We start from the raw sequence: 26,039 nt of genomic DNA on the forward strand, positions 1-26,039 counted from the left end.
CGGGTGGCCGGCTATGGTGCCATCGAACGCGCGCTTCGCGCAGGCGCTTGGACCGGAACGGCCAGGCGCAGTTCACGCCGCGACGCCGGGTCGAGGGTGTCCGGCCACCACGCCAGCCGGTGCCGGCGTCCGTCGCGGTCGCGGTACTGGGCGAACGCGAGGGTGCCGCGCCAGCGCAGCGCGAACGCCTCGACCGGTTCGCCGTCGACCCTCACTTGGCCTGCTCGCGCGGCGATCGCCAGCGCGCGCGGGCGCCGCCGCAGTTCCCGTCGTGCCAGGCGCACGCCCTGCGTTGCCGCGGCCAGCGACAGCGGGGCCGCCACCGGCCAGGGCGCTTCGCTGGCCCAGACCGCCGCCGCCGCGAGCATTCCCGACACCGACAACGCGCCGGCCAGCAGCCGCGAAGGCCGCCACGGCAGCCGGCCTTCGGCCTCAGGCCGGCAGTTCGCGGATCCGCTGGACGAGTCGCTCGAGGTCGCCATCGGCGCAGGTCTCGTAGCCCATGAACCAGCGCCAGAGCTTATCGTCCTCGGTTTCCAGCAACCGTAGGAAAACGCCGCGTTCGGCGTCGGGAGCCTGCCGCCATGCGCGGTCGAGATACCGCTCGAGCAGGCGGTCCAGTTCGCGCATGCCGCGCCGGCAACGCCAGCGCAGGCGGGACAGTTCGCGGTCCTCCCCGTCGCGCATCGCGCCGTCGCCGGCGACGGTTCCGGCAGGGTCGTTGAGCGGAGGCGAAGCCATCGTCGTCATACCGGCTGCATCGGCGGGGTGCGCGCCTTCGTGGCGACGGGCGCTCCCTTCGATCCGGCTCAGACCCGCCGCGCCAGCATCAGCTTCTTGATCTCGCCGATCGCCCAGGCGGGGTTCAGCCCCTTCGGGCAGGTGCGGGCGCAGTTCATGATCGTGTGGCAGCGGTACAGCTTGAACGGATCCTCCAGGTCGTCCAGGCGCGCGCCGGTGTCCTCGTCGCGGCTGTCGGCGATCCAGCGATAGGCCTGCAGCAGGATCGCCGGGCCGAGGTAGCGGTCGCCGTTCCACCAGTAGCTCGGGCAGCTGGTCGAGCAGCACGCGCACAGGATGCACTCGTACAGCCCGTCGAGCTTCTTGCGGTCCTCCGGCGACTGCAGGCGCTCGCGGTCCGACGGCGTCGGGCTCTGCGTGCGCAGCCAGGGCTTGATCGAGGCGTACTGGGCGTAGAAATGGGTCAGGTCCGGCACCAGGTCCTTCACCACCGGCATGTGCGGCAGCGGGTAGATCGGCACCTCCGGCTTCTCGCAGTCGGCGATCGCCTTGGTGCAGGCCAGGGTATTGGTGCCGTCGATGTTCATCGCGCACGAGCCGCAGATGCCCTCGCGGCAGGAGCGGCGGAACGTGAGCGTCGGGTCGATCTCGTTCTTGATCTTGATCAGCGCGTCCAGGACCATCGGCCCGCACGAGGCCAGGTCGACCTCGTAGGTGTCCACGCGCGGATTCATGCCGTCGTCCGGATTCCAGCGGTAGACCTTGAAGACGCGCGGCTGCTTGGCGCCGGGCGAAGCCCAATGGCGGCCCTTCTGGATCTGCGAGTTCTTGGGGAGGGTGAATTCGGCCATGTCGGAAATCCGGGATTCGGGATTGGAGATTCGAGATTCGCGGAAGCGGGAACGCTACGGCCGTGGCCCTTGCGCACCCCGATCCCGAATCTCGAACCCCGGCCTCAATAGACGCGCTTCTTCGGCGGGATCACGTCCACGTCGTTGGTCAACGTGTACATGTGCACCGGGCGGTAGTCGATCCGGGTGTTGCCGGCCTCGTCGACCCAGCACAGGGTGTGCTTGAGCCAGTTGACGTCGTCGCGCTCCGGATAGTCCTCGCGGGCATGGGCGCCGCGCGATTCGGTGCGGTTCTCGGCCGAGACGATGGTCGCCAGCGCCTGGCCGAGCAGGTTGGCCAGTTCGTAGGTCTCCACCAGGTCCGAGTTCCAGACCAGCGAGCGGTCGCTGACGCGCACGTCGGCGAACGAGGCATGGATCTCGCGGATCTTGCGCACGCCGTCGGCCAGGGTCTCGCCGGTGCGGAACACCGCCGCGTCGGCCTGCATCGTGCGCTGCATACGGTCGCGGATCGCCGCGGTCGGGGTGCCGCCGTTGGCGTTGCGCAACTTGTCCAGGCGCGCCAGCGCGGCATCGCAGGCGTCGGACGCGAGCTTGGCCTGCTTGCCGTTCGGCTTGATCGTCTCGGCGGCGCGGTTGGCGACGGCGCGGCCGAACACCACCAGGTCGAGCAGCGAGTTGCTGCCCAGGCGGTTGGCGCCGTGCACCGACACGCAGGCGGCTTCGCCGATCGCGTACAGCCCCGGCACCACCTCGTCCGGGTTGCCGTTCTTCAGCTGCACCACTTCGCCGTGGTAGTTGGTCGGGATGCCGCCCATGTTGTAGTGCACGGTCGGCAGCACCGGAATCGGCTGCTTCTCGACGTCGACGCCGGCGAAGATGCGCGCCGACTCGGCGATGCCCGGCAGCTTCTCGTGGATGACCTCGGGGCCGAGGTGGGTCAGGTCGAGCAGGATGTGGTCCTTGTGCTCGCCGACGCCGCGGCCTTCGCGGATCTCGATGGTCATCGCGCGGCTGACCATGTCGCGCGGCGCCAGGTCCTTCACGCTCGGCGCGTAGCGCTCCATGAAGCGCTCGCCGTTGCTGTTGCGCAGGATGCCGCCCTCGCCGCGCACGCCTTCGGTGATCAGGCAGCCGGCGCCGTAGATGCCGGTCGGGTGGAACTGCACGAACTCCATGTCCTGCAGCGCCAGGCCGGCGCGCAGCGCCATGCCGCCGCCGTCGCCGGTGCAGGTGTGCGCGGAGGTCGCGCTGAAGTAGGCGCGGCCGTAGCCGCCGGTGGCCAGCACCGTGCCCTGCGCCTTGAACAGGTGCAGCTCGCCGGTGGCCAGCTCCAGCGCCAGCACGCCGCGGCAGGCGCCCTCGGCGTCCATGATCAGGTCGAGGGCGAAGAACTCGATGAAGAACTGCGCGTCGTGCGCCAGCGACTGCTGGTACAGCGTGTGCAGGATCGCGTGGCCGGTGCGGTCGGCAGCGGCGCAGGTGCGCTGCGCCGGCGGGCCTTCGCCGAAGCGGGTGGTCATGCCGCCGAACGGACGCTGGTAGATGCGGCCGTCCTCGGTGCGCGAGAACGGCACGCCGTAGTGCTCCAGCTCGACGATCGCCGGGATCGCCTCCTTGCACATGTACTCGATCGCGTCCTGGTCGCCGAGCCAGTCGGAGCCCTTGACGGTGTCGAAGAAGTGGTAGCGCCAGTCGTCCTCGCCCATGTTGGCCAAGGCCGCGGCCACGCCGCCCTGCGCCGCCACGGTGTGGGAACGGGTCGGGAAGACCTTGGTGATGCAGGCGGTGCGCAGCCCCTTCTGGGCCAGGCCGAAGGTGGCGCGCAGGCCGGCGCCGCCGGCGCCGACGACCACCATGTCGAAGGTGTGTTCGTGGATCTTGTAGGCAGCGGGCACGGATCAGGCTCCCAGCGCGATACGGACGACGGCGAGCACGCTGGCTGTGGCCGCGACGAAGCAGACGAAGATGTTGGCCAGGTGCAACGTGGCGGCCGCCCACGGCGTGTGCACGTAGTCTTCGATGATCACCTGCAGGCCGAGCTTGGCGTGCCAGAACGCCGCCATCAGGAACGCGACCAGCAGCGTCGCGTTGAGCGGATGGCCGACGCGGCCACGCACGGCCGCATAGTCGGCGCCGACCAGCGACAGCAGCAGGCCGACCACGTACAGCGACAGGAAGACCAGCGCGATCGCGGTGACGCGCTGGACGATGAAGTGGCCGGTGCCGTCCTTCGCCGAGCCGAGGCCGCGGGCGGTCTTGAGCGGGTGGCGCAGCCGGTTCTTCTCGATGCCCATCATGCCGCTCCCCATTGCATCATCGCGCCCAGCCAGATCAGCGCGGTCAGGACCAGGCTGCCGATCACCGAGATCCAGCTGTTGCGCACGAAGCCCGGGATGTCGAAGGCGTAGCCCGCGTCCTGGACCAAGTGACGCACGCCGTTGATCAGATGGAACGCCAGCGACCAGCTCCAGACGAACAGGATCAGGAAGCCGAGCGGCGAGCGGGCGAAGCCGCCGAAGCGCGCCCAGTGTTCGGGGCCGGCCGCCAGGGCCAGCAGGCCCCAGGCGAACAGCAGGCTGCCGAAGGCCAGCACCATGCCGGTGCCGCGGTGCAGGATCGAGGTCACCATCTGCACCTGCCAGCGATAGACCTGCAGATGCGGTGACAGGGGACGTTCGCGATTCGCCATGGGGTTGGCGTACTCTCGGCTGGGCGGCGGGCGCCGCGTGGCGGGATGGGGCGCGTCAGAAGTCGATGCAGCGGCCGTTCTTTTCCCAGTCGCCGTAGCGGGTCGGCTCGGGGCCTTCGCGTCCTCCGAACTCCTTCGCCGGGGGCTCGCCGGAAACCGGCTTCTGTTCCGGCGTTTCGGGCGCCTCGGGCGCTGCGACGGGAGTGGTTTGGCCTATCATCACGGTGCTGAATGGTAATTCCCGCGCCCCATGCATGACAACCCGCAGGCCGCTGCGCCGGCCGCCACCGCGCCGTTCGCGCTGTCCGACCACCGATTGCTCGCGCTGGCCGGGCGCGACGCGGCGGCGTTCGCGCAAGCGCAGTTCATGAACGACGTCGCGGCGCTCGCGCCCGGCCACTGGCAATGGAACGGCTGGCTGACGCCGAAGGGCCGCGTGGTCGCGCTGTTCGCCCTGCTCAAGCTCTCCGACGAGGCGGTGTGGCTGCTGCTGCCCGATGCCGATCCGGCGCCGCTGGCGGCGGCGCTGCAGCGGTTCGTGTTCCGCAGCAAGGTGACGATCGCGGCGCGCGGTGACCTGGTCGCCGAAGCCCGTTTCGCCGCACCCGAGCGGGCACGCGGCGCGGCATTCGAGGGCGACGAAGCGGCCGGCATCGAACTCGACCTCGGCGGCGACGGCGGCGCGCGCGCGTTGCGCATCGTCCGTGCCGACGCCGCCGCCGCGGCCGACGCCGCGGCATCGGCGCGCTGGCGCGCGTTCGACCTGGAGCACGGCCTGCCGCGGCTGGCGCCGGCGCAGGCCGAGCACTGGACGCCGCAGCAGCTGTCCCTCGAGCGCCTGCGCGCCTTCAGCGTGAAGAAGGGCTGCTACCCGGGCCAGGAAATCGTGGCCCGCACCCACTTCCTCGGCCAGGCCAAGCGCGGGTTGGCCCTGCTCGAAGGCGAGGCGCCGCTGCGCGAGGGCGCGGAGGTGCGCGCCGACGACGGCGTGGCGCTCGGCAGGACCGTAGCCGCGGCGGGCGTGGGCGAGCGGCACCTGGCGTTGGCGGTACTGCCGCTGGAGCGCGAGGCCCGGCCGCTGCAGGTGGAAGGTTCCGCCGCGCGCGAACTGGCGCTGCGCGGCGGGCTGGCGCGCTAGTCCGGCGCACCGTCGGCCGCGCGCCCGAGGCGCTTCTGCGCGCCCGGACGGGAAGCCCGCCCTCTCCCTTCCAAGCCCGCTCGGCGACTGGGCGAGCGCAGCGGCGCCCGCTCAGGCGCGGTCCGCACTCCCGCCCGGCGCGCGCCGGCAAGCGCGCCAGTGCTCGTGCCAGGCCTGGAACATCAGCACGTTCCACAGGTGGGTGTGCCACTTGCGCTCGCCGTCGAGGAACAGGCGCCAGGCCGCGTGCACCAGGCCGGGATCGAAATAGCCCTCCTCGCGCAAACGCGTCTGGTCGAGCAGCGCCGCCGCCCACTCGCGCAGGTCGCCGCGCAGCCAGGCCGAGACCGGCGCGCCGAAGCCGCGCTTCCCGCGGTCGACCATCGGGTCCGGCAGGTAGCGCCGCAGCACCCGCTTGAGCAGATGCTTGTTGCCGCCCGGATGGCGCTTGAACGCCAACGGCAGCGACCAGGCGAACTCGGCCACGCGCCAGTCCAGCAGCGGCGCGCGCGCCTCCAGGCTGACCGCCATGCTGGTGCGGTCGACCTTGCACAGCAGGTCCTCGGGCAGGTAGACGCTGAAGTCGGCCAGCATCATCGCGTCGGCCGGCGTGCCCTGCCCGCCCAGCGGATCGGGCAGGTCGTAGAAGGTCTCCGGCAGGCCCGCGCCGGGGATCGCCGCCTGCGGATCGCGCCAGCGCAGCACGCGTTGCCGGTACACGTCGCCGATGCCGCGCGCGCCCATCTCCGCCGCCAGCGCGGCGAAGCCGCCGGCGCGCGAGGCTTCGCCCTGCCCGGCCGCGGCGCGCGCCAGCGCCCGCCGCAGCGGCGACGGCAGCCGGCGCAGCCAGCGCCAGTTGCGCAGCGCGCGTTCGTAGCGCTTGTAGCCGAAGAACAGCTCGTCGCCGCCATCGCCGGACAGCGCGACGGTGACCGCGCTGCGCGCCAGCCGCGCGACCAGCGCGGTTGGCACCTGCGAGGCGTCGGCGAACGGCTCGTCGAACATCGCCGGCAACGTCGGCACCACCGCCAGCGCGTCGGCGCCGCTCACGTACAGCTCGGTGTGCTCGGTGCGCAGGTGTTCGGCGACCTCGCGGGCGAGGTGGGCCTCGTCGTGGTGCGAGCGCTCGAAGCCGATGGTGAAGCTGCGCACCGGACGCGGGCTCTGCGCCTGCATCAGCGCGGTCACCACCGACGAGTCGGTGCCGCCGGACAGGAACACGCCGACCGGCACGTCCGCGACCATGCGCAGCGCCACCGCCTCGCGCAGCAGGGCGTCGAGCCGGGCCTCGGCCTCGCGCACGTCGCCGCGGAACGGCTGCGCCAGCGCCGCGGCCATGCGCGCGCGCGGCTCCCAGTAGCGGCGCTGGTCGCGCGCAGGATCGTGCCCGCCCGCGCCGCGCGCGACCGCCGCCGCGTCGACCCGCAGCAGCGCGCCCGGCAGCAGCTTGAAGCAGCGCTGGTGGATCGAGTGCGGCGCCGGCACGTAGTCCAGCCGCAGCAGCAGCGCCAGCGCATCCAGGTTCACCGGGTTGTCGAACGCCGGGTGCCGCCACAGCGCCTTCAGTTCCGAGGCGAACACGAAGGCCTCGCCGGCCCAGCCGTAGTACAGCGGCTTCTTGCCGACCCGGTCGCGCGCCAGCCACAGGCAACGTTCGCGCCGGTCCCACAACGCCAGCGCGAACATGCCGTTGCAGCGGGCGATCGCTTCCTCCACGCCCCACTCCATCACCGCCGCCAGCAGCACCTCGGTGTCGGAGTGGCCGCGGAACGCGTGCCCGCGCGCGACCAGCACCTCGCGCAGCTCGGCGAAGTTGTAGATCTCGCCGTTGTAGACGACGACGTAGCGGCGGTCCTCCGAGGCCATCGGCTGGTGACCGAACGGCGACAGGTCGAGGATGCTCAGGCGCCGGTGCGCGAGCGCGACGCCCGCCTCGGCGTCGGCCCAGACGCCGCGGTCGTCCGGCCCGCGATGGGCCAGGGCGTCGCCCATCGCCGCGGCCAGCGCGGCCAGCGTCGCCTCATCGAGATCCGGCGTGGGTCGCAGCAGTCCGGCCAGGCCGCACATCGTCGATCCTCAGCTGTCTTTCCAATCCACCGCTTCCGGCGGGCCGGGCGGCCGCAGCGCGCGGCCGCGCTGCCGGCGACCTTCGCCCGTTCCGGCCGCCGGCGCAAGCGCCGACCTCATCGCTGGGCCAGCCTCTCCGCTGCCGCGACGATGTCGGCCTCGGACGGAATCACCAGGAATGCGGCGCCCGCCAGCGGCGTGTAGGTGTCGGCGCCGACCACGCGCTGGAGCGGCCGCGCGCCGTAGCCGCCTTCGGCGATCGCGGTGATCACGCCCTCGCCCACGCCGGCGCTGTGCCGGCCTTCGTCGACGATCAGCAGCCGCTTGGCGCTGCGCGCCTGCTCGACGATGTAGGCCTCGTTGAGCGGCACCAGCCAGCGCAGGTCGACCACGCGCACCTTCCAGCCCCGCCGGGCCTCGATCTCACGCGCCGCGCGCAGGCTCATCGGCACGCCGTTGCCGTAGGTGAAGATCACCAGGTCGTCGTGGCCTTCGCCGTACACGCGCCCCTCGCCCAGCGGCATCGCCTCGCCGGGCGGCGGGTACGGGAACAGCCACTGGCCGTCGCCGTTCTCGTACAGGTCCTTGGCCATGTACAGCGCGATCGGCTCGAGGAAGACGCTCACCCGGCCGTCGACCTTGGCCAGCGCGGCCAGCGTGCGCAGCATCGTCGCCGCGTCGTCGCCGCGCGAGGGGCAACCGACCACCAGGCCGGGGATGTCGCGCAGCGCGGTGATCGAATTGTCGTTGTGGAAATGCCCGCCGAAGCCGCGCTGGTACCCCAGGCCGGCGATGCGCACCACCATCGGGTTGCGGTACTGGTCGTTGCTGAAGAACTGCAGCGAGCAGGCCTCGCCTCGGATCTGGTCGCAGGCGTTGTGGAAATAGGCCAGGTACTGGATCTCCGGGATCGGCAGCAGGCCCATGTTGGCGAAGCCCTGCGCCAGGCCCAGGATCATGGTCTCGTCGAGCAGGGTGTTGAACACCCGGCGCGGGCCGAAGGCCTTGTGCAGCCCCTTGGTGACCGTGTACACGCCGCCCTTCTGCGCCACGTCCTCGCCGAACAGCAGCGCCTCGGGGTACTTGGCGAACAGGTCGTGCAGGGCGTTGTTGATCTGGATCGCCAGGTGCCGCGGCGGCTGGTTCTCCGGCAGCTTGCCCTCGCCGCCGAAGACCTCGAGGCGACGCTCCGCGTGATCCGCGCGCTCGGCCTCGGCGCGCACCCGGTCCGGCGTGTACGGCGCCAGCGGCGCGACCACCTCGGCCAGGGTCGACAGCTTGGGCCGGCGGTCCGCCTCCTCGGCGGCGGCGAAGCACTTCTTGCGGGTGTCCTCGTACAGCGCGAGGACCTCGTCCCGGGACATCAGGCCCGATTCCAGCGCGATCGCCGCCGAGCGCAGCAACGGGTCGGTGGCCTCCACCGCGCACAGCTCCTCGATCGAGCGCCATTCGATCTCGAAGTCGGTGCCGGCGTGGCCCATGATCCGGGTCGTGCGCAGGTGCAGGAAGGTCGGCCGACGGGTGCGGCGGCAGTGCTCGACCGCGCGCTGCACCTCGGCGTAGCCGGCGGCCAGGTCCAGTCCGTCGGCGTGGAAGTAGTCGAGCCCGGCCATGTTGCGGAAGCGCTGGCCGATCCAGCCGTCCGGCGTCTTCACCGAGATGCCGATGCCGTTGTCCTCGCAGACGAACAGCACCGGCGCCGGCAGCTTCTGGTACGCGGTCCAGGCGGCGGCGTTGAACGCGGTCTGCGCGGTCGCGTGGTTGGCCGAGGCGTCGCCGAAGGAGCAGATCGCGATGCTGTCCTCCGGCACCGGCAGCGCCCGGCCGAGGCGCCGCGCGGTCTCGATGGCCACCGCCGTGCCCAGCGCCTTGGGCAGGTGCGAGGCGATGGTCGAGGTCTGCGGCAGCACCCACAGCGGCTTGCTGCCCCAGACCTTGTGCCGGCCTCCGGAAGCCGGGTCCTCGCTGCTGGCGGCGAAGCTCAGCGCCGAGTCCATGATCGGGTCCATGCCCGGCAGCTTGCGGAAGCGCTCGGCCATGAAGCCGCCGGAACGGTAATGCAGGAAGGCCGGGTCGGTGTGGCGGGTCACCCGCGCGACCATCGCGTTGCCTTCGTGGCCGCTGGAACCGATGGTGTAGAAGACCTTGTTCTGCACGCGCAGCACGCGCGCCATCAGGTCGAGGTGGCGGCTGATCAGCTGCGACTCGAACAGTTCGCGGAAACCCTGCGCGTCGAGCGCGCTGCCGGCGAGGATCGGCTGTCGCGGCGCGGGCCGCGCGCCGGCCCGGCCGCTCCAGGCCTTGACGAACTCGACGAAGTTCTGGTCGCAGATCTCGGCGCGGTTGACGCCCTTCATCCGGGCGGGAATGGGGTTCGGAATCGCGGACATGGTTCGTTCTCAGTCGGGCAGGGCCAGGCGCGCGGCGGCCTCGGCGGGCGGCGCGGGCATCGGCACGTAGCCGGGCGTGCGCGCGACCCGCTCGAGCCAGTCGCGCAGCGCCGGATAGGGAGCCAGCTCGAACCCGCCCTCGCCGGCCACGGCGGTGTACGCGGACAGGGCGATGTCGGCGACGCCGTAGTCCGCGCCGGTGAACCACGGGTTCGACCGCAGGTGCCGCTCCATCACCGCCAGCGCCTGGTGGCCGCGTTCGCGCAACCGCGGCAGCTCGGCGCGGCGCGGCGAGCCCGGCGGCGTCCAGCCGCGGACGAAACGCGCCACGGCGATGTACGGCTCGTGGCTGTACTGCTCGAAGAACAGCCAGCTCAGCGCCTGGGCGCGCTGCCAGGCATCGTCCGGCCACAGCGGCGTGCCCTCGGCCAGCCAGCACAGGATCGCGTTCGACTCGGCCAGCACGCGGCCGTCCCCGAGCTCGACGATCGGCACCTTGCCGTTCGGATTCTTCGCCAGATACGCCGGCGTGCGGGTCTCGCCGGCGCTGCTGTCGACCTCGACCCAGCGGTAGCCGCGGCCGAGCTGGGTCAGCGCCAGGCGCAGCTTGTGGCAGTTGCCCGAGGGGGAATAACCGTAGACGGTGATCATGCGCGCGCCTCGCGACGGCGCGCGAGCCAGGCCTCGCGCGGCTGGCCCCAGACTTCCACCTCGCTGGAATCGAACGGCGGCGGCAGCCGCCCCGTGCGCACGAAGCCCGAACCCAGCCGGCGCGCGACCGCCTTGGACGGCTCGTTCGCCGGATCGATGGTGTGGATGACTTCGCGCCAGTCCAGCGCGTCGAAGGCCCAGTCGATCGCGGCGGTCGCCGCCTCGGTGGCGTAGCCCTTGCCGCCCGCCTGCGCGACCAGGCTCCAGCCGACCTCCGGCCCCGGCCAGCCCTCGGGCTGCCACGGGCCGACCCGGCCGACCCAGCGGCCGCTGGCCTTCTCGATCACCGAGAACATCGCATAGCCCTGCAGCACCCAGGCACCGACCATCGAGGCGAAACCGCGCCAGGCGACCGGCCGCGGCTGCGCGCCGCCGATGTAGCGGGTGCGCTCGGCATCGGCCATGAACGCCGCCCAGGCGTCGAAGTCCTCGCGCCGCGGCGGGCGCAGGATCAGGCGCGGGGTTTCGAGTTGGACGTCGGGGACGGACACGGGGCGCTCCGCGATGGTCGGTTCGGAAGGCGGAATGGCGCGATGCCGCGGCGCCCTTCCCTGCCCGTCCCCCGCGTGCAGGGGACGGCGGCGGGTCAGAACGCGTTGATGCCGGTCAGCTCGCGCCCGATCACCAGCTGGTGCACGGTCTCGGTGCCCTCGTAGGTGATCACCGACTCGAGGTTCAGCGCATGCCGGATCGCGGCGTGCTCGGTGGTGATGCCGGCGCCGCCGAGCAGGTCGCGGCACTCGCGCGCGATGTCGATCGCCATGCGGCAGTTGTTCCACTTCGCCAGCGAAACCTGCTGCGGCTGCATCTTGCCCGCGTCCTTCAGCCGCCCCAGCTGCAGCGACAGCAACTGCGCCAGGGTGATGCGCCGGGCCATGTCGGCCAGCTTGATCTGCGCGCTCTGCGTCGCCGCCACCGGGCGGCCGAACAGCATGCGCTCCTTGGAGTAGTTCAACGCCTCGTCCAGGCAGGCGATCGCCGCGCCGATCGGGCCCCAGGCGATGCCGTAGCGGGCCTGGGTCAGGCAGCCCAGCGGCCCCTTGAGGCCCTTCACGTTCGGCAGGCGATTGGCCTCGGGCACCCGCACGTTGTCGAAGAACAGCGCGCTGGTGACCGAAGCGCGCAGGCTCATCTTGTGCTTGATCTCCTGCGCGGCGAAGCCGGGCATGCCCTTCTCGACCACGAAGCCCTGGATGCCCTCGTCGGTCTGCGCCCAGACCACGGCGATGTCGGCCAGGTTGCCGTTGGTGATCCACATCTTGCCGCCGTTGATCACCCAGTCGCCGCCGTCCTTCTTCGCGAAGGTCTTCATGTTCGCCGGGTCGGAACCGCCGTGCGGTTCGGTCAGGCCGAAGCAGCCGATGACCTTGCCCGCGGCCATGTCCGGCAGCCAGCGCCGGCGCTGCTCCTCGCTGCCGTAGGCGTGGATCGGGTACATGCACAGGGACGACTGCACGCTGACGAAGCTGCGCAGGCCGCTGTCGCCGCGCTCCAGCTCCTGGCAGATCAGGCCGTAGCTGACCGCGTTGAGCCCGGCGCAGCCGTAGTCCTCCGGCAGGGTCGCGCCGAGCAGGCCGAGCTCGGCGATTTCGCCGACCAGCTCCTTCGGGAAGCGGCCCTGGTCGAACGCGTCGCCGATGATCGGCAACACGCGCTCGTCGGTGAAGCGCGCCACCGCATCCTGCACCGCGCGCTCCTCTTCGCTGAGCTGGGAGCGGACGTCGTAGAGGTCGTACGGGTGCAGGGCCATGGCGCGCTCGCGATGAGTAAAGGCGCCATTGTAATCGGCGGCGGAAGGCCGGGTAAGCCGCGCCCCGCCCGCGCGCGGCGCGGGACCGGAGCGGCATGGGAACCCGGAAGCCCGGCAGAGGCACCGGAGCGCGCGGAGCGCTTGCGCGCGACCGCCCGGCGGCGGGCGCGGTGCGATGGACCGGCCAAAACGCGACGGGGCCGGATCGCTCCGGCCCCGTCGGGGTGCGCTATGCGGCGAGGATCAGCCGCGGTCCGTGCCGGCGGCGGCGGCCGCGGTCTGGGTCACGACCTGGCCGTCGATCACCGGCAGGCGGTCGCCGACCGGGCGCTCGTCCATGCGCACGGTCTGCTCGGCGCCGTTGTAGCGGTAGGTCACGTCGTAGCCCACCACCTTGTCCTCCTGGCCCAGCAGGATGCGGGTGCCCGGCTTGCTCTCGGTACGCATCGTGCCGGTGGTGCCGTCCGGGTTGCGGTAGGTCACGTTGTAAGCGACCACGCGGCTGGACTGCGAGGTGTTGGACACGGTGCGGCACTGGCGCTCGGTGCGGTTCACCACCTGGCCGCCGACGTGGTTGCGGTCGACCCGGTTGCCGATGTAGCCGCCGGCCACTGCGCCCGCCGCGGTGGCGACCTTGCGGCCGCTGCCGCCGCCGATCTGGTTGCCGACCAGGCCGCCGATCAGCGCGCCGGCCACGGTGCCGCCGACGTTGCCGTCGCGCTCGGGCATGCGCTCCTGCACCACCACGTCCTCGCAGACCTCGCGCGGCGTGGATACCGTGCTGGTCTCGCGGATCGGCTCGGTGCCGAGCACGGTCGCGTACAGCGGCTCCTGCTTGGTGATCGGCTTGACGCCGGTCACTTCCGCGTACTCGAGCTTGTTGCCGCCGATCGCGCCGTCCGCGGCGACGTCGCCCGGGCCCGCGCCCGGCACCAGGCCCGCATCGGCGCTCGCCGGGGTGCCGGCGCCACTGCTGCGGAAGCTGTTGAAAGCCGCCACGGCGACGCCGCCGACCAGCAGCGAAGCCAAAGCCACGGCAAGCATGTTCTTGTTCATACGGGGCCTCTGCGGCGGGACCATCCCGCGGTTGTCTTGGATGGCGCCATTCGACCACCGAAATGCTGAATGGCTGCCGATTTTTTAACGACAATCTGTCGCGACCGTGAACGCGGTCGAAGGCCATGCTAGCGTCCCCGCCACCGTCTTCCGAGCCGACCGCCATGCCCCATCCCTTGACCGCTCCCCTGCTGGGCTTTCTCGGACGGCTCAGCTTTCCGCGCCTGTTCCTGCTCACCGGCCTGCTGTTCCTCGTCGACCTGGTGGTCCCGGACCTGATTCCGTTCGCCGACGAACTGCTGCTCGGCCTCGGCACCCTGGTGCTGGCCAACTGGAAGAAGCGCAAGCCGCTGGACGATGGCTCCTCGCGCTGAGCCATGCTGGTCGACAGCCACTGCCATCTCGACGCCGGCGAGTTCGACCGCGACCGCGACGAGGTGATCGCGCGGGCGCGCGCCGCCGGCGTGGCGCGCCAGATCGTCCCGGCGATCGACGCGGCCGGCTGGCCCAAGCTGCGCGCGGTCTGCGCCGGCGCGCCGGGCCTGCATCCGGCCTACGGCCTGCACCCGTTGTTCCTGTCGGCGCACCGGGACGAGCATCTGCGGGCGCTGCGCGAGTGGATCGAGCGCGAGCGGCCGTGCGCGCTCGGCGAGTGCGGCCTGGACTATTTCGTCGAGGATCTCGATCGCGCGCGGCAGATGCGCTTCTTCGAGGCGCAGCTGCGCCTGGCGCGCGAGTACGGGCTGCCGGTGATCGTGCATGCGCGGCGCGCGGTCGACGCGACCATCGCCGCGATCCGCAAGGTCGGCGGGCTGCGCGGCGTGGTGCACAGCTTCTCCGGCAGCGAGGAGCAGGCGCGGCAATTGTGGCGCGAGGGCTTCCTGCTCGGCCTCGGCGGCCCCGTCACCTACGAGCGCGCGCAGCGGCTGCGCCGGCTGGCGGCGAAGATGCCGTTGGAGTGGCTGCTGCTGGAGACCGACGCGCCGGACCAGCCGGACGCGGACATCCGCGGCCAGCGCAACGAACCGGCGCGGCTGCCGCGGGTGCTCGACACCATCGCCGCGCTGCGCGGCATGGATCGCGAGGCGCTGGCCGCGGCGACGAGCGCCAATGCCGAACGGCTGTTCGCGTTGCCGCCGCCGTGAACCGGGCCTATGCCGCTGCGGCCTTGCGCTTGAGCAGCAGTTCCAGCGCCTTGCCGCCGGCGGCGAACGCGAACGTGCCGGTGACGTGGGTCGCGGCCCCCAGGCCGACGCCGCAGTCGAGCTTCAGCGCCGCGTCGGCGCCGAGCTGCGGCCGCACGCCGCAGACGCTGCCGTCCGGCTGCGGGTACTTGACGTTCTCCAGCGAATAGATCGCCGGAATGCCGAAGTAGCGATCCGGGTTCCTGGGAAAGCCGAACTCCGCGCGCAGCTTCTTGCGCACCAATGCGAGCAGGGCGTCGTGCTCGGTGCGCGACAGGTCGCGCACCCGCACCTGGGTCGGGTCGGTGCGGCCGCCGGCCGAACCGACCATCAGCAGCGGCAGCTTGCGCCGGCGGCACCAGGCGGCCATCTCGACCTTGCTGCGGAAGCTGTCGCAGGCGTCGATCGCCAGGTCGAAGCCGCGGTCCAGCATCGCCTCGAGGTTGGACGGGGTGACGAAGCTCGGCACCGTCTCGGCCATGATCTGCGGGTTGATCGCGCGGCAGCGCTCGGCCATCGCCTCGACCTTGGCGCGGCCGTACTGCCCGGCCAGCGCCGGCAACTGGCGGTTGGTGTTGGACACGCACAGGTCGTCGGCGTCGATCAGGGTGAGATGGCCGACGCCGCTGCGCGCCAGCGCCTCCGCCACCCACGAGCCGACGCCGCCCAGCCCGACCACCGCCACCCGGCACGCGGCCAGGCGCGCGACCGCGCCGCGGCCGTACAGACGATCGATGCCGGCGAAGCGTTCGCGCCAGGCCGGGTCCAGGGAGGTTTCGCTCATCCGCGCATTGTAGGCGAGCGCGCCCCGGCTCTCGGCCGCGGCGCGAGGACCATGTTATGGTGCCGCGCGATTACGACATGGAAGGAGGCCAGGCGCCATGAGCGACACCCAGCCCGCCCGCAGCGGCAACGCATCGAAGTATCTGTTCCTGTTCCTGCTCGGCCTGGTGGTGGGCGCCGTCGCCACGGTGATGGCGATGCGCGCGATCCAGGCGCGCCAGGACCACTTCCACGAAGGCGTGATGCACGTGCAGCAGTGGCACTTCGATCGCCTGCGGCAGAAGGTCGAGCAGAACCGCTGCGCCGCCACCGACGTGCTGCCCGACCTGCGCACGCTGCGGCTGATGGCGGACGACATCGAGGCGGCGTTCCCGGACCTGCGCGACGACCCGCGCTTCGTGGGCCACGCCAGCCGCATGCGCGCGACGCTGGACGACGCGCTGGCGAACCCGCCGCTCAACTGCGCCGCCGTCGGCACCCTGGCCGGGACGATCGGCGAGAGCTGCAAGGGCTGCCACCAGGACTACCGCTGAGCGCGCCGGGCTGAACGGCGGCGAAGCGCCGCCGTGCGCCATTGATCGCCGGTTCACCGCGCGCTGCCTAGCGTGGGGCCACGGAGCCGGCGGCCGCGCCGGCCCCGCCCTCCCAACGCAGGAGATTCCGATGAACACCCCGAATCCACGTCTGCTCGGTGCCGGCGCGCTCGCCGCGATCCTGCTCGCCGGCTGCGCCACTTCGCCCGGCTACGGGCCGAGCTACGGCGGCTCGCCAGGCTACGGCAGCGGCAGCGCCTGCTACGACTGCGGCACCGTGACCCGGATCGAACAGGTCCAGACCCGCAACGCCCCCAGCGCCACCGGCGCGGTGCTCGGCGGCTTGGTCGGCGCCGCCGCCGCGCGCGAGATCGCCAAGCACCAGACCGACAGCGAAGGCCGGCAGAACACCGCCACCGCGGCCGGCGCCGTGGGCGGCGCGATCGCCGGCAACGCGATCCAGAAGCGCGTCAGCACCGGCTACAACGTGTACGTGCGGATGAACGACGGCCGCACCACGGTGGTCACCCAGAGCGACCTGGGCGGCATCCGCGAGGGCTCGTACGTGCGCGTGTACGACGGCCGCGCCTGGGCGCAGTGACCTACCGACCGCGGCGGCACGGCACGCACCGATGCCGCCGCGACGGCAAAGAAAAACCCGGCGCGAGCCGGGTTTTTCCTTGGACGGCGCAGCCTTGGCGCTTACAGCGGCTGGACGGCGTCGGCCTGCAGGCCCTTCTGGCCCTGTACCACGGTGAAGGAGACCTTCTGGCCTTCCTTCAGGCTCTTGAAGCCCTGGGTCTGGATCGCGCGGAAGTGCACGAACACGTCCTCGCCGTTCTCGCGGCTGATGAAGCCGAAACCCTTGGCGTCGTTGAACCACTTCACGGTGCCCGTTTCACGCTCTGACATTTTAACTTGCTCCCTGGAACGTTTTTTCTGGTCGAAAACGCGACCGCGGTCGCGTGCTGGTTGCAAGGAGGAAGCGAGGTGCAACGATGTAGCGATCGGTGGATCAACCGCATCGGGCCACGATTCACGGTGACCCTGGCAAACGCAGCGACCGCACGGTACCCCGGGCGGAAACAAAATGCAATCGGGTAAAGTCGGCGCTCCGACTCGGCCAAGAAACCATGGATCTGCAGGCCATTTATTACCTGATCGCGGCGATATTGATTCTGCTGGGGATCGCCGGCACCGTGCTGCCGGCGCTGCCCGGGCTGCCGCTGGTGTTCGCCGGCATGCTGCTGGCGGCCTGGGCCGGGGATTTCCAGCAGGTCGGCGGCTGGACCCTGCTCGGGCTCGGGTTGCTGACGCTGCTGTCGCTGGGCGTGGATTTCCTCGCCACCGCGCTCGGCGCCAAGCGCGTCGGCGCCAGCCGGCTGGCCTTGGCCGGCGCGGTGCTCGGCACCTTCGCCGGGCTGTTCTTCGGGCCGGTCGGGCTGTTCGCCGGGCCGTTCGTCGGTGCGCTGGCCGGCGAACTGGTCCACAGCCGGCAGATCCGTCTCGCGGCCAAGGTCGGCCTGGGCACATGGCTGGGAATCGTGCTCGGCACGGTGCTCAAGCTCGGGCTGGCGTTCGCGATGCTGGGGCTGTTCGCGCTGGCGTGGCTGATCTGAGACGGCCGTTGCGTTCGCCGCGGCGCGGCTACGGCGGTTTCACGAGGCATTCGTCCGCCGCGGGCGAGAGTGCGACGATCCGACCGACTCGATGGAGGTGCCGATGCCCGGGCCGACAGCGGCGCGAGACGCGCGGGCGGCCATTCCATTCCGCGGCATCCTGCCGGCCGCGCTGCTCGCGCTGGCGCTGGCGGCCGGGTCCGTGGCGGCCGCACCGCCGGCGCCCGCGGCCGATGCCACCGCATCCGAGCGCGCGGACCTCGCGCTGAGCGCCCAGGTCAACGCCAGGCTGCGGGAGATCGAGGGCCTGGAGCGGGTCACCGCCACCGCCCACGGCGGCGTCGCCCGGCTCGAGGGCGAGGTGCTGGACGCGGCCCGGCGCGAGGCCGCCGAACAGGCCGCCGCGCAGCAGGCCGGCGTGCGCGCGGTCGAGAACCGGATCCGCGTCAGCACCCGCCTCGACGACCGCCTGGATGCCGCCCTGCGCCTGGTCGGCGAAAAGTTGCTGCGGCTGGTCGCGGCGCTGCCGCTGCTGGTGGTCGCGCTCGCGGTGGTGCTGCTGGCGGCGTGGCTGGGGCGGCGGGTCGGCGGGCGCGTGCGCCTGCGCCATCTGCGCCACCGCAACCCCTACCTGGACAGCCTGGTCGGCCGCCTCGCGCAATGGGCGATCGTGTTCACCGGCATCCTGCTGGCGCTGGACCTGCTCGGCGCCACCACTCTGGTCGGCGCGGCGCTCGGCTCGGCCGGCGTGCTCGGGCTGGCGCTGGGCTTCGCGTTCAAGGACATCGCCGAGAACTACGTCGCCGGCGTGCTGCTCGGCCTGCGCCAGCCGTTCTCGCCCGGCGACCACGTGCAGATCGAGAACCGCGAGGGCAAAGTGGTGGCACTGACCTCGCGGGTGACCGTGCTGATGACCCTGGACGGCAACCAGCTCGCGCTGCCCAACGCGCTGGTGTTCAAGTCGGTGGTGCTCAACTACACGCAGAACCCGCACCGGCGCTTCGATTTCGCCGTCGGCGTGCCGCTCGACCGTTCGGTCCACGAGGCGCAGGAACGCGCGCTGGCCGCGATCGCCCGCGTGCCCGGCGTGCTCGCCGACCCGGCCCCGTCCTGGCAAATCGACGAATACGCCGCCGACCGCATCGTGCTGCGCTTCTTCGGCTGGGTCGACCAGCGCCGCAACGACCTGGCGAAGGCGCGCAGCGAATCGATCCGCGCGGTCAAGGCCGCGTTCCAGGACCTCGCGGCGCAGGCGGAAACGCCGCCGCCGGAGCGTGCCGGCAGCGCCGACACCTCGGTCAACCACGACATCGACGCGCAGCTCGCGGCCGAGCGCCGCGCCCACGGCGAGCGGAACCTGTTGCAACCGAAAGCGGCTAACATCGAGCGATGAACCGACGCCCCCACCGCCTGTTCGCCGCGCTGGCCCTGTCGCTCTCCGCCGCCCCGCTGCTCGCGCAGCAGCCGGCCACGCCCGAGGCCTGCGTCTCCATCGACCACGACGCCGACCGCCTGGCGTGCTACGACGCCGCCCTCGGCCGCGGCGCCCGCGATACCCGCCGGGCCGACATCGCGGCGAAGGAAGCCCGGGCGATCCGCGAGAACCTGCAGATCGCCGAACAGGTGGCGCCGGCCGCGGTCACGCCCGCGACCGACGGCGGCGAGCTGTACCCGCACGAGGACCCGCTCGCCACGGCGATCGCCAACGCCGGCCGCGGTTCGCTGCTGGACAGCCGCTGGGAGCTGGCCCGCGACTCCAAGCTGGGCGTGTTCAATTTCCGCGCCTACAAGCCGGTGTACCTGTTCCCGGCGTTCTGGAGCAGCCGCGTCAACCAGACCCCGCACTCGCCCAACCCGCGCAACACGGTGACCGAGCCGCTGGAGGTCGACGCGCTGGAATCCAAGTTCCAGCTCAGCTTCAAGACCAAGGCGGCGGAGAACCTGTTCGGCGACAACGGCGATCTGTGGCTGGCCTACACCCAGAGCTCGCGCTGGCAGGTCTACACCCCGGAAACCTCGCGTCCGTTCCGCGAGACCAACTACGAGCCGGAAGCGATGCTGGTGTTCCGCAACAACTACGGCCTCGGCGGCTGGCGCGGGCGGCTGGCGGGCATCGGCATCAACCACCAGTCCAACGGCCGCGCCGACCCGCTCTCGCGCAGCTGGAACCGCGTGATCGGCATGGTCGGCCTGGACCGGGAGAACTGGGCGCTGATGCTGCGGCCGTGGTGGCGCATCTCCGACGGCAACGACGACGACAACCCGGACATCGAGGACTACGTCGGCCGCGGCGACGCCACCCTGGTGTACCGGCGCGACGGCCACGAGTTCGCGCTGATGGCGCGGCACTCGCTGCGCGGCGGCGACCGCTCGCACGGCGCGGTGCAGTTCGACTGGGGCTTCCCGATCCGCAGCAACCTGCGCGGGCACCTGCAGATCTTCGACGGCTATGGCGAGAGCCTGATCGACTACAACCACCGCGCGACCTACATCGGCCTGGGCATCTCGCTGCTGGAATGGTACTGAGCGGCGGCCGATGCGCTGCATGGCCGCGCCGGGCCGTCGTCGCGCGCCGCCGGCGCCTCCGCTACGGGGCGACCCCGCTGCCCGGCCTGGCGCAGGCGCCGGACGCCGGATGGATTGGCGGGTCGCGGCCGAGGCGGCGTTGGCGGTCGCGCCGGTGGCGTCGGGCGGGCGCGTGGCCGCTTTCGCTTTCCGTCCGCCGCGCCGCGGGCGGCATGCCGGTCCGGGCGCGGCGTCTTGGTCCGGGCGACGCGCCGCGGGCATCATCTCGGCATCGGCCCGCGCGGCCCCGACCCTGGAGATCCGGCCCGATGAAATGGCGGCGCATCCTCTCGCTGGACGGAGGCGGCATCCGCGGCCTGGTCAGTTGCCTGTGGCTGGCCGGGGTCGAGGACGCGCTGGCGCGCGCCGGCAAGTCCGGCGCCCTGCTGGAACGCTTCGACCTGGTCGCCGGCAGCTCGACCGGCGCGCTGATCGCCTGCGGGCTCGGCATCGGCCTGTCGCCGCGGCAGATCGGCGAGCTGTTCCGGGCCCAGCGCCACCGCATCTTTCCCGGCCTGGCGGAGCGGCTGTGGTCGCGCGCCGGGCGACTGATCGACCAGGGCATCTCGGCGCCGCGCTACGACGGCCAAGGGATGGACGAAGTGCTGCGGCACGTGTTCGGCGACGCCACGCTCGGCCAGGCCAGGGTGCCGCTGCTGATCACCAGCTACGACACGGTCGCGCGCACCCCGGTGGTGTTCAAGAGCTTCAAGCCCGAGCACGCCGGGCTGCCGATCTGGGAAATCTGCCGCGCCTCCACCGCCGCGCCGACCTATTTCCCTGCGCACGGCATGATCGTGGAAGGCCGGCTTTGCGCGTTGATCGACGGCGGCGTGGTCGCCAACAACCCGACCGCCTGCGCGGTGGCCGAAGCCCTGCGCAAGAACGCGGCGCTGCAGGACCCGCGCGGGCTGCTGGTGCTGTCGGTCGGCACCGGCGAGCGCAACCGCCCGATCGACCTGCGCTCGGCCCAGTCGTGGGGCGCGCTGGAATGGGCGGTGCCGATCATCGACGTGCTGTTCGACGGCAATACCGACTCGGTCGACTACATCGTCCGCCAGCTGGTCGGCGACGGCTACTTCCGCATGCAGACCGAACTGCTGACCGGCCTGGACGACCTGGACGACGTCAGCGCCACCAACGTCGCCGCGCTGGAGGCGCTGGCCAGCGACTACCTGACGGCGCCGGCGACGCAGGAGATGCTGGCGCGGCTGGCGGAGCGGCTCTGACCGGCGCCGCGACCGAAGCCCCCCGGCACGCCTTGGATGCTCCTGGGCGCCCTTCAGGGCCGCTCCGGCAAGGCGGCGGCCTTGCGCCTCGCGCCGCCGCCGCGAGCGGCGCGTCCCGAGACGGGATCAGGCGACGACCACCGGGATCTTGCCGATCTTCGCCTGCCACTGGCGCGGGCCGGTCTGGTGCACCGACTCGCCGCTGGAGTCGACGGCGACGGTCACCGGCATGTCCTTGACCTCGAACTCGTAGATCGCCTCCATGCCCAGGTCCTCGAACGCGACCACGCGCGCGGCCTTGATCGCCTTGGACACCAGGTAGGCGGCGCCGCCGACCGCCACCAGGTAGGCCGAGCGGTGCTTGCGGATCGCCTCGATCGCGGCCGGGCCGCGCTCGGCCTTGCCGACCATGCCGAGCAGGCCGGTCTGCGCCAGCACCTGCTCGGTGAACTTGTCCATGCGCGTGGCCGTGGTCGGGCCGGCGGGGCCGACGACCTCGTCGCGCACCGGATCGACCGGGCCGACGTAGTAGATGAAGCGCCCGCGCAGGTCCACCGGCAGCGGCTCGCCGCGGTCGAGCATGTCGACCATGCGCTTGTGCGCGGCGTCGCGGCCGGTCAGCAGCCTGCCGTTGAGCAGCAGCACTTCGCCGGGCTTCCACGAGGCGACTTCTTCCTTCGTGATCGTGTCGAGATCGACGCGGCGGCCCTTGGACGCGTCGTAGGTGAGCTGCGGCCAGTCCTCCAGCGACGGCGGATCGAGCATCACCGGCCCGCTGCCGTCGAGCGTGAAGTGCGCGTGACGGGTGGCGGCGCAGTTCGGGATCATCGCCACCGGCAGGTTCGCCGCGTGGGTCGGATAGTCCTTGATCTTGACGTCGAGCACCGTGGTCAGCCCGCCCAGGCCCTGCGCGCCGATGCCGAGCGCGTTGACCTTCTCGTACAGCTCCAGGCGCAGCTCCTCGATGCGGCTGGACGGGCCGCGCGCCTGCAGCTCGGTGATGTCGATCGGCTCCATCAGCGCTTCCTTGGCCAGCAGCATCGCCTTCTCCGCGGTGCCGCCGATGCCGATGCCGAGCATGCCCGGCGGGCACCAGCCGGCGCCCATGGTCGGCACGGTCTTGAGCACCCAGTCGACGATCGAATCGGACGGGTTGAGCATGGCGAACTTGCTCTTGGCCTCCGAGCCGCCGCCCTTGGCGGCGACGATCACCTCCACCGTGTTGCCCGGCACCACCGACACGTTGACCACCGCCGGGGTGTTGTCGCGGGTGTTCCGGCGCTTGCCGGCCGGGTCGGCCAGCACCGAGGCGCGCAGCTTGTTGTCCGGATGGTTGTAGGCGCGGCGCACGCCTTCGTTGACCATGTCCTCCACGCCCATCGTGGCGTCGTCCCAGCGCACGCTCATGCCGATCTTCAGGAACACGGTGACGATGCCGGTGTCCTGGCAGATCGGGCGGCGGCCCTCGGCGCACATGCGCGAGTTGATCAGGATCTGCGCCATCGCGTCCCTGGCCGCCGGCGACTGCTCGCGCTCGTAGGCGGCGGCGAGGTTCCGGATGTAGTCGACCGGATGGTAGTAGCTGATGTACTGCAGGGCGTCGGCGATCGACTGGATCAGGTCTTCCTGCTTGATCGCGGCGGGGACGTGGGAGACGGGCGTCAGGACGGTCACGGGCTGCCGAAGGGGTAGCGGAGCGAGGCCGCCATTTTAGCCCGCCCGTCCGGCCTAAGGCCCTGTCACACTTTGCCCCCCTCGTCCGTCCTGGCCGCATGACGACCGACCCCCTGTTCGAGACCCACCGCCCGCGCCTGTTCGCGCTGGCCTACCGGCTGCTGGGCAGCCGCAGCGACGCCGAGGACGTGGTCCAGGACGCCTGGCTGCGCTGGCGCCAGGCCGACCCGGCCGAGATCCGCGACCCCGAGGCCTGGCTGGTCACCGCCGCGACCCGGCTGGGGATCGACCGCCTGCGTCGGGTCCGCCACGAGCGCGAGACCTACACCGGCCCGTGGCTGCCCGAACCGCTGGAAGTCGACGAGGCGCCCGGCCCCGAGCGCGGCGCCGAGATCGCCCAGCAGGTCTCGCTGGCCTTCCTCGCCCTGCTGGAGCGGCTCGGGCCGGAGGAGCGCGCGGCCTTCCTGCTCAAGGAGGCGTTCGACTACGACTACGCGCAGATCGCCGAGCTGCTCGGCCACAGCGAGGCCAACTGCCGGCAGATGGTGCACCGCGCGCGCCTGCGCCTGCAGGCGGAGCGGCCGCGCTTCGCGGTCGAGCCCGACCGCCATCGCCGCCTGCTGGAGCGCTTCATGCACGCCGCGCGCGCCGGCGACCGCGACGCCATCGCCGCACTGCTCGCCGACAACGCGCGGCTGGTGTCGGACGGCGGCGGCAAGGCGGTGGCCGCGCGGCGGCCGCTGTTTGGCGCCGAACGCATCGCCCGGCTGTACTGGGCCGTGGCCCGCCGGCCCGGGCCGAAGGCCGAATGGCGGCTCGGCCGGGTCAACGGCGAGCCGGCGATCCTGCGCTGGCTGGACGGCCGCCTGCATTCGATCACCACGGTGACGATCGAGGACGACCGCATCGTCGAAGTGCTCTCGGTGATGAACCCCGACAAGCTGCGCGGCCTGGCCTGAGCGGCGCTGTCACGCCGCGGCGCCCTCGCCCGTCCTCCTCGCGTACCCGGCCGATGGCGGCCGCAAACGCGAGAAGACGACCATGAACCGCATCGACTACACGAAGCACGCGCCCGAAGCGTTCCGGCATCTGCTCGAGCTGAGCGACCGGCTGCACAAGGGCGTGCTCGACCCGAACCTGCTCGAGCTGGTGTTCCTGCGCGTGTCGCAGATCAACGGCTGCGTGTTCTGCCTGGACATGCACGCCCACGCGCTGCGCAAGGCCGGCGTGGACCAGCGCAAGCTCGACACCCTGCCCGGCTGGCGCGAAAGCCCGCTGTTCGACGCGCGCGAGCGCGCCGCGCTGGCCTGGGCCGAGGCGCTCAACGCGCTGGATGCCGGGCCGCTGGAGGAGAACGCGCTGGAGGCGGTGCGCGCGCATTTCGACGAGCGCGAAGTCTCCGAGCTGACCTTCGCCGTCGGCGCGATCCGCGCCTGGAACGTGCTCAACGTCGGCCTGCGCCAGCCGCTGCCGGAAACCCCGTTCGAAGCCGCCGCGGACGCCGCCTGACCGCCTCCGCGAAGCGCCGGGCGCTCCCGCCCGGCCGCCGCGCCCCTCATCCGAACCCGATCGCCATGTCCCATCCCCACATCGAATACCCGAAGCACGCCCCCGAGGCCTACCAGCAGCTGCTCAGGCTGAGCCACCAGCTGCACAAGGGCGGGCTCGGCCAGCGCCTGCTCGAACTGCTGTTCCTGCGCCTGTCGCAGATCAACGGCTGCGTGTTCTGCATGGACCTGCACTCCACGTCGTTGCGCAAGGCCGGCGTCGACCAGCGCACGCTCGACACCCTGCCCGGCTGGCGCGAAAGCCCGCTGTTCGACGCGCGCGAGCGCGCCGCGCTGGCCTGGGCCGAGGCGCTGAACGCGCTCGGCGCGCGGCCGCTGCCGGAACACGCGCTCGAGGCCGTGCGCGCGCACTTCGACGAGCGCGAAGTGTCCGAGCTGGCCTTCGCCGTCGGCACGATCCGCGCCTTCAACATGCTCAGCGTCGGCCTGCGCAAGCCGCTGCCGGCCGCCTGATCCGGCAGCCCGCGCCGCCGCGCGTCGCGACGGCGACGCCTTCACGGCGGCGCATGCTAGGGTCGCTCGCGTCCGCCCTTCGCGCCGCCGATGAAGATCGCCACGTTCAACGTCAACGGCATCAACACGCGCCTGCCCGCGGTGCTGGCCTGGCTCGGGCGCGAGCGCCCGGATGTGGCCTGCCTGCAGGAACTGAAGGCGGCGCACGAGGCGTTTCCGCGGCAGGCGATCGAGGCGGCCGGCTACGGCGTGGTCTGGCACGGGCAGAAGGCCTGGAACGGCGTCGCCATCCTCGCCCGCGACGCGCAACCGGTGGAGGTGCGGCGCGGGCTGCCGGGCGACCCTGGCGACGCGCAGAGCCGCTACCTCGAGGCCGAGGTCGGCGGCGTGCTGGTCGGCTGCCTGTACCTGCCCAACGGCAACCCGCAGCCGGGCCCCAAGTTCGACTACAAGCTGGCCTGGTTCGACCGCCTGATCGCGCACGCGCAGCGCCTGTGGGACAGCGGCGCGCCGGTGGTGCTGGCCGGCGACTACAACGTGGTGCCGACCGACGAGGACATCTACGACCCGCGTTCCTGGCGCAAGGACGCGCTGCTGCAGCCGGAAAGCCGCGAACGCTACCGGCGCCTGCTGGACCAGGGCTGGACCGATTCGCTGCGCCAGGCGTTCGGCGACCGCCGCGTCTACACGTTCTGGGACTATTTCCGCAACCGCTGGGAACGCGACGCCGGCCTGCGCATCGATCACCTGCTGCTGAGCGCGCCATTGGCCCAGCGCCTGGAGACGGCGGGCGTGGACCGCTGGGTGCGCGGCGAACCGCGGCCGAGCGACCACGCGCCGGCCTGGGTGCAGCTCGGCGCGGCGCGGCGGACGCGGCGGCGCACGGCGAAGTGAGGCGGCCCTGCTTCCGGCCGGGGCCATCCGCGCAGGCGGCACACGCGGCGCGACGGCGGCCATCGAACCCGGCAACGGCGGGATGCGGCTCCCGCCCCGGCACCTGCGCTCCGTTCGGGTCGAACCGCGAACTGCGCTGGG

At 71.9% G+C, this 26,039-nt stretch carries 29 protein-coding genes; 13 read left to right on the forward strand and 16 right to left on the reverse strand.

The features are described 5' to 3' along the window. Positions 1-11: 11 nt before the first annotated feature. The 7 genes from EDC50_RS04850 to EDC50_RS04880 form a co-directional block, all read right to left on the reverse strand. Positions 12-482 (reverse strand): hypothetical protein, encoded by a 471-nt coding sequence (locus EDC50_RS04850; protein ID WP_123769301.1) that lies wholly within the window; start codon positions 480-482, stop codon positions 12-14. Then, complete coding sequence (locus tag EDC50_RS04855; RefSeq protein ID WP_123769641.1) at positions 433-687, reverse strand: FAD assembly factor SdhE; 255 nt, start codon at positions 685-687, stop codon at positions 433-435. Before EDC50_RS04855 ends, EDC50_RS04850 begins: the two co-directional genes overlap by 50 nt. A gap of 122 nt (positions 688-809) precedes the next feature. Beyond that, a complete protein-coding gene (locus EDC50_RS04860) occupies positions 810-1,592 on the reverse strand; it encodes a succinate dehydrogenase iron-sulfur subunit (RefSeq protein ID WP_123769302.1) in 783 nt (260 codons plus the stop codon). Positions 1,593-1,696: 104 nt separating this feature from the next. Beyond that, the gene (gene sdhA, locus EDC50_RS04865) at positions 1,697-3,451 is read right to left on the reverse strand and encodes a succinate dehydrogenase flavoprotein subunit (RefSeq protein WP_242003020.1); all 1,755 of its coding nucleotides are present in this window, start codon (positions 3,449-3,451) and stop codon (positions 1,697-1,699) included. 42 nt (positions 3,452-3,493) lie between these two features. Continuing rightward, entirely contained in the window at positions 3,494-3,889 is a 396-nt protein-coding gene (gene sdhD, locus EDC50_RS04870; protein ID WP_123769304.1) for a succinate dehydrogenase, hydrophobic membrane anchor protein, read from the reverse strand. After that, complete coding sequence (sdhC, locus tag EDC50_RS04875) at positions 3,889-4,284, reverse strand: succinate dehydrogenase, cytochrome b556 subunit (protein WP_123769305.1); 396 nt, start codon at positions 4,282-4,284, stop codon at positions 3,889-3,891. The genes sdhD and sdhC overlap by 1 nt, the downstream gene beginning before the upstream one ends. Before the next feature lie 55 nt (positions 4,285-4,339). Beyond that, positions 4,340-4,540 carry a DUF1674 domain-containing protein gene (locus tag EDC50_RS04880; protein WP_123769306.1) on the reverse strand — a complete coding sequence of 67 codons (201 nt, stop codon included), beginning with the start codon at positions 4,538-4,540 and terminating at the stop codon, positions 4,340-4,342. Between EDC50_RS04880 and ygfZ the strand changes: the two genes are divergently transcribed. Further along, entirely contained in the window at positions 4,535-5,422 is an 888-nt protein-coding gene (gene ygfZ / locus EDC50_RS04885; protein ID WP_123769307.1) for a CAF17-like 4Fe-4S cluster assembly/insertion protein YgfZ, read from the forward strand. The two genes, EDC50_RS04880 and ygfZ, sit on opposite strands and share 6 nt — an antisense overlap. Before the next feature lie 111 nt (positions 5,423-5,533). On the opposite strand, the gene asnB is transcribed toward ygfZ, so the two are convergent. The 6 genes from asnB to EDC50_RS04915 form a co-directional block, all read right to left on the reverse strand. Further along, on the reverse strand, positions 5,534-7,489 hold the full coding sequence (gene asnB, locus EDC50_RS04890; protein ID WP_123769308.1) for an asparagine synthase (glutamine-hydrolyzing): 1,956 nt from the start codon (positions 7,487-7,489) through the stop codon (positions 5,534-5,536). A gap of 116 nt (positions 7,490-7,605) precedes the next feature. Continuing rightward, entirely contained in the window at positions 7,606-9,879 is a 2,274-nt protein-coding gene (locus tag EDC50_RS04895) for a thiamine pyrophosphate-dependent enzyme (protein ID WP_123769309.1), read from the reverse strand. 9 nt (positions 9,880-9,888) lie between these two features. Next, on the reverse strand, positions 9,889-10,530 hold the full coding sequence (locus tag EDC50_RS04900; protein WP_123769310.1) for a glutathione S-transferase family protein: 642 nt from the start codon (positions 10,528-10,530) through the stop codon (positions 9,889-9,891). Continuing rightward, on the reverse strand, positions 10,527-11,081 hold the full coding sequence (locus EDC50_RS04905) for a GNAT family N-acetyltransferase (RefSeq protein WP_123769311.1): 555 nt from the start codon (positions 11,079-11,081) through the stop codon (positions 10,527-10,529). The genes EDC50_RS04900 and EDC50_RS04905 overlap by 4 nt, the downstream gene beginning before the upstream one ends. A 95-nt stretch (positions 11,082-11,176) precedes the next feature. Continuing rightward, positions 11,177-12,340, reverse strand: a complete 1,164-nt coding sequence (locus EDC50_RS04910; RefSeq protein ID WP_123769312.1) for an acyl-CoA dehydrogenase family protein — start codon at positions 12,338-12,340, stop codon at positions 11,177-11,179. Between the two features lie 243 nt (positions 12,341-12,583). Further along, complete coding sequence (locus EDC50_RS04915) at positions 12,584-13,396, reverse strand: glycine zipper 2TM domain-containing protein (RefSeq protein WP_277872349.1); 813 nt, start codon at positions 13,394-13,396, stop codon at positions 12,584-12,586. A gap of 164 nt (positions 13,397-13,560) precedes the next feature. Here EDC50_RS04915 and EDC50_RS04920 point away from each other — a divergent pair, with 164 nt between their 5' ends. Further along, positions 13,561-13,770, forward strand: coding sequence for a DUF6116 family protein (locus tag EDC50_RS04920; protein ID WP_123769313.1), 210 nt, complete (start codon positions 13,561-13,563; stop codon positions 13,768-13,770). Positions 13,771-13,773: 3 nt separating this feature from the next. After that, entirely contained in the window at positions 13,774-14,541 is a 768-nt protein-coding gene (locus EDC50_RS04925; protein WP_199742090.1) for a TatD family hydrolase, read from the forward strand. A 7-nt stretch (positions 14,542-14,548) separates the two neighbouring features. Here the strand turns inward: EDC50_RS04925 and EDC50_RS04930 are convergent, their stop codons facing one another. Continuing rightward, complete coding sequence (locus EDC50_RS04930) at positions 14,549-15,349, reverse strand: tRNA threonylcarbamoyladenosine dehydratase (RefSeq protein WP_123769644.1); 801 nt, start codon at positions 15,347-15,349, stop codon at positions 14,549-14,551. Positions 15,350-15,461: 112 nt separating this feature from the next. Here EDC50_RS04930 and EDC50_RS04935 point away from each other — a divergent pair, with 112 nt between their 5' ends. Together EDC50_RS04935 and EDC50_RS04940 are read left to right on the forward strand one after the other, a co-directional pair. Beyond that, on the forward strand, positions 15,462-15,896 hold the full coding sequence (locus tag EDC50_RS04935) for a hypothetical protein (protein ID WP_123769314.1): 435 nt from the start codon (positions 15,462-15,464) through the stop codon (positions 15,894-15,896). Between the two features lie 130 nt (positions 15,897-16,026). Continuing rightward, entirely contained in the window at positions 16,027-16,497 is a 471-nt protein-coding gene (locus tag EDC50_RS04940; RefSeq protein WP_123769315.1) for a glycine zipper 2TM domain-containing protein, read from the forward strand. Between the two features lie 101 nt (positions 16,498-16,598). Here EDC50_RS04940 and EDC50_RS04945 read toward each other — a convergent pair whose 3' ends face one another. Next, positions 16,599-16,808, reverse strand: a complete 210-nt coding sequence (locus EDC50_RS04945) for a cold-shock protein (protein ID WP_123769316.1) — start codon at positions 16,806-16,808, stop codon at positions 16,599-16,601. A gap of 221 nt (positions 16,809-17,029) precedes the next feature. Here EDC50_RS04945 and EDC50_RS04950 point away from each other — a divergent pair, with 221 nt between their 5' ends. The 4 genes from EDC50_RS04950 to EDC50_RS04965 all read left to right on the forward strand — a co-directional run bounded on the left by EDC50_RS04950 (position 17,030) and on the right by EDC50_RS04965 (position 21,309). Continuing rightward, positions 17,030-17,515: a DUF456 domain-containing protein gene (locus tag EDC50_RS04950; protein WP_123769317.1), complete on the forward strand. Its 486-nt coding sequence runs from the start codon at positions 17,030-17,032 to the stop codon at positions 17,513-17,515. Between the two features lie 103 nt (positions 17,516-17,618). Continuing rightward, positions 17,619-18,908: a mechanosensitive ion channel family protein gene (locus tag EDC50_RS04955; protein WP_158635701.1), complete on the forward strand. Its 1,290-nt coding sequence runs from the start codon at positions 17,619-17,621 to the stop codon at positions 18,906-18,908. Next, on the forward strand, positions 18,905-20,041 hold the full coding sequence (locus EDC50_RS04960; protein WP_123769319.1) for a phospholipase A: 1,137 nt from the start codon (positions 18,905-18,907) through the stop codon (positions 20,039-20,041). The genes EDC50_RS04955 and EDC50_RS04960 overlap by 4 nt, the downstream gene beginning before the upstream one ends. 308 nt (positions 20,042-20,349) lie before the next feature. Further along, positions 20,350-21,309, forward strand: coding sequence for a patatin-like phospholipase family protein (locus EDC50_RS04965; protein WP_158635702.1), 960 nt, complete (start codon positions 20,350-20,352; stop codon positions 21,307-21,309). 126 nt (positions 21,310-21,435) lie between these two features. Here EDC50_RS04965 and EDC50_RS04970 read toward each other — a convergent pair whose 3' ends face one another. Beyond that, a complete protein-coding gene (locus tag EDC50_RS04970) occupies positions 21,436-22,974 on the reverse strand; it encodes a fumarate hydratase (RefSeq protein WP_123769645.1) in 1,539 nt (512 codons plus the stop codon). 107 nt (positions 22,975-23,081) lie between these two features. Here EDC50_RS04970 and EDC50_RS04975 point away from each other — a divergent pair, with 107 nt between their 5' ends. From EDC50_RS04975 to xth, 4 genes are all read left to right on the forward strand, one after another. Next, positions 23,082-23,942, forward strand: a complete 861-nt coding sequence (locus EDC50_RS04975; protein WP_123769321.1) for an RNA polymerase sigma-70 factor — start codon at positions 23,082-23,084, stop codon at positions 23,940-23,942. An 82-nt stretch (positions 23,943-24,024) separates the two neighbouring features. Further along, entirely contained in the window at positions 24,025-24,492 is a 468-nt protein-coding gene (locus EDC50_RS04980; RefSeq protein WP_123769322.1) for a carboxymuconolactone decarboxylase family protein, read from the forward strand. A gap of 65 nt (positions 24,493-24,557) precedes the next feature. Beyond that, the gene (locus EDC50_RS04985) at positions 24,558-25,004 is read left to right on the forward strand and encodes a carboxymuconolactone decarboxylase family protein (protein WP_123769323.1); all 447 of its coding nucleotides are present in this window, start codon (positions 24,558-24,560) and stop codon (positions 25,002-25,004) included. Between the two features lie 90 nt (positions 25,005-25,094). Beyond that, positions 25,095-25,898: an exodeoxyribonuclease III gene (gene xth / locus EDC50_RS04990; protein ID WP_123769324.1), complete on the forward strand. Its 804-nt coding sequence runs from the start codon at positions 25,095-25,097 to the stop codon at positions 25,896-25,898. Positions 25,899-26,039 lie beyond the last annotated feature (141 nt).

Source organism: Vulcaniibacterium tengchongense (assembly GCF_003814555.1).
Lineage (GTDB): Bacteria > Pseudomonadota > Gammaproteobacteria > Xanthomonadales > Xanthomonadaceae > Vulcaniibacterium > Vulcaniibacterium tengchongense.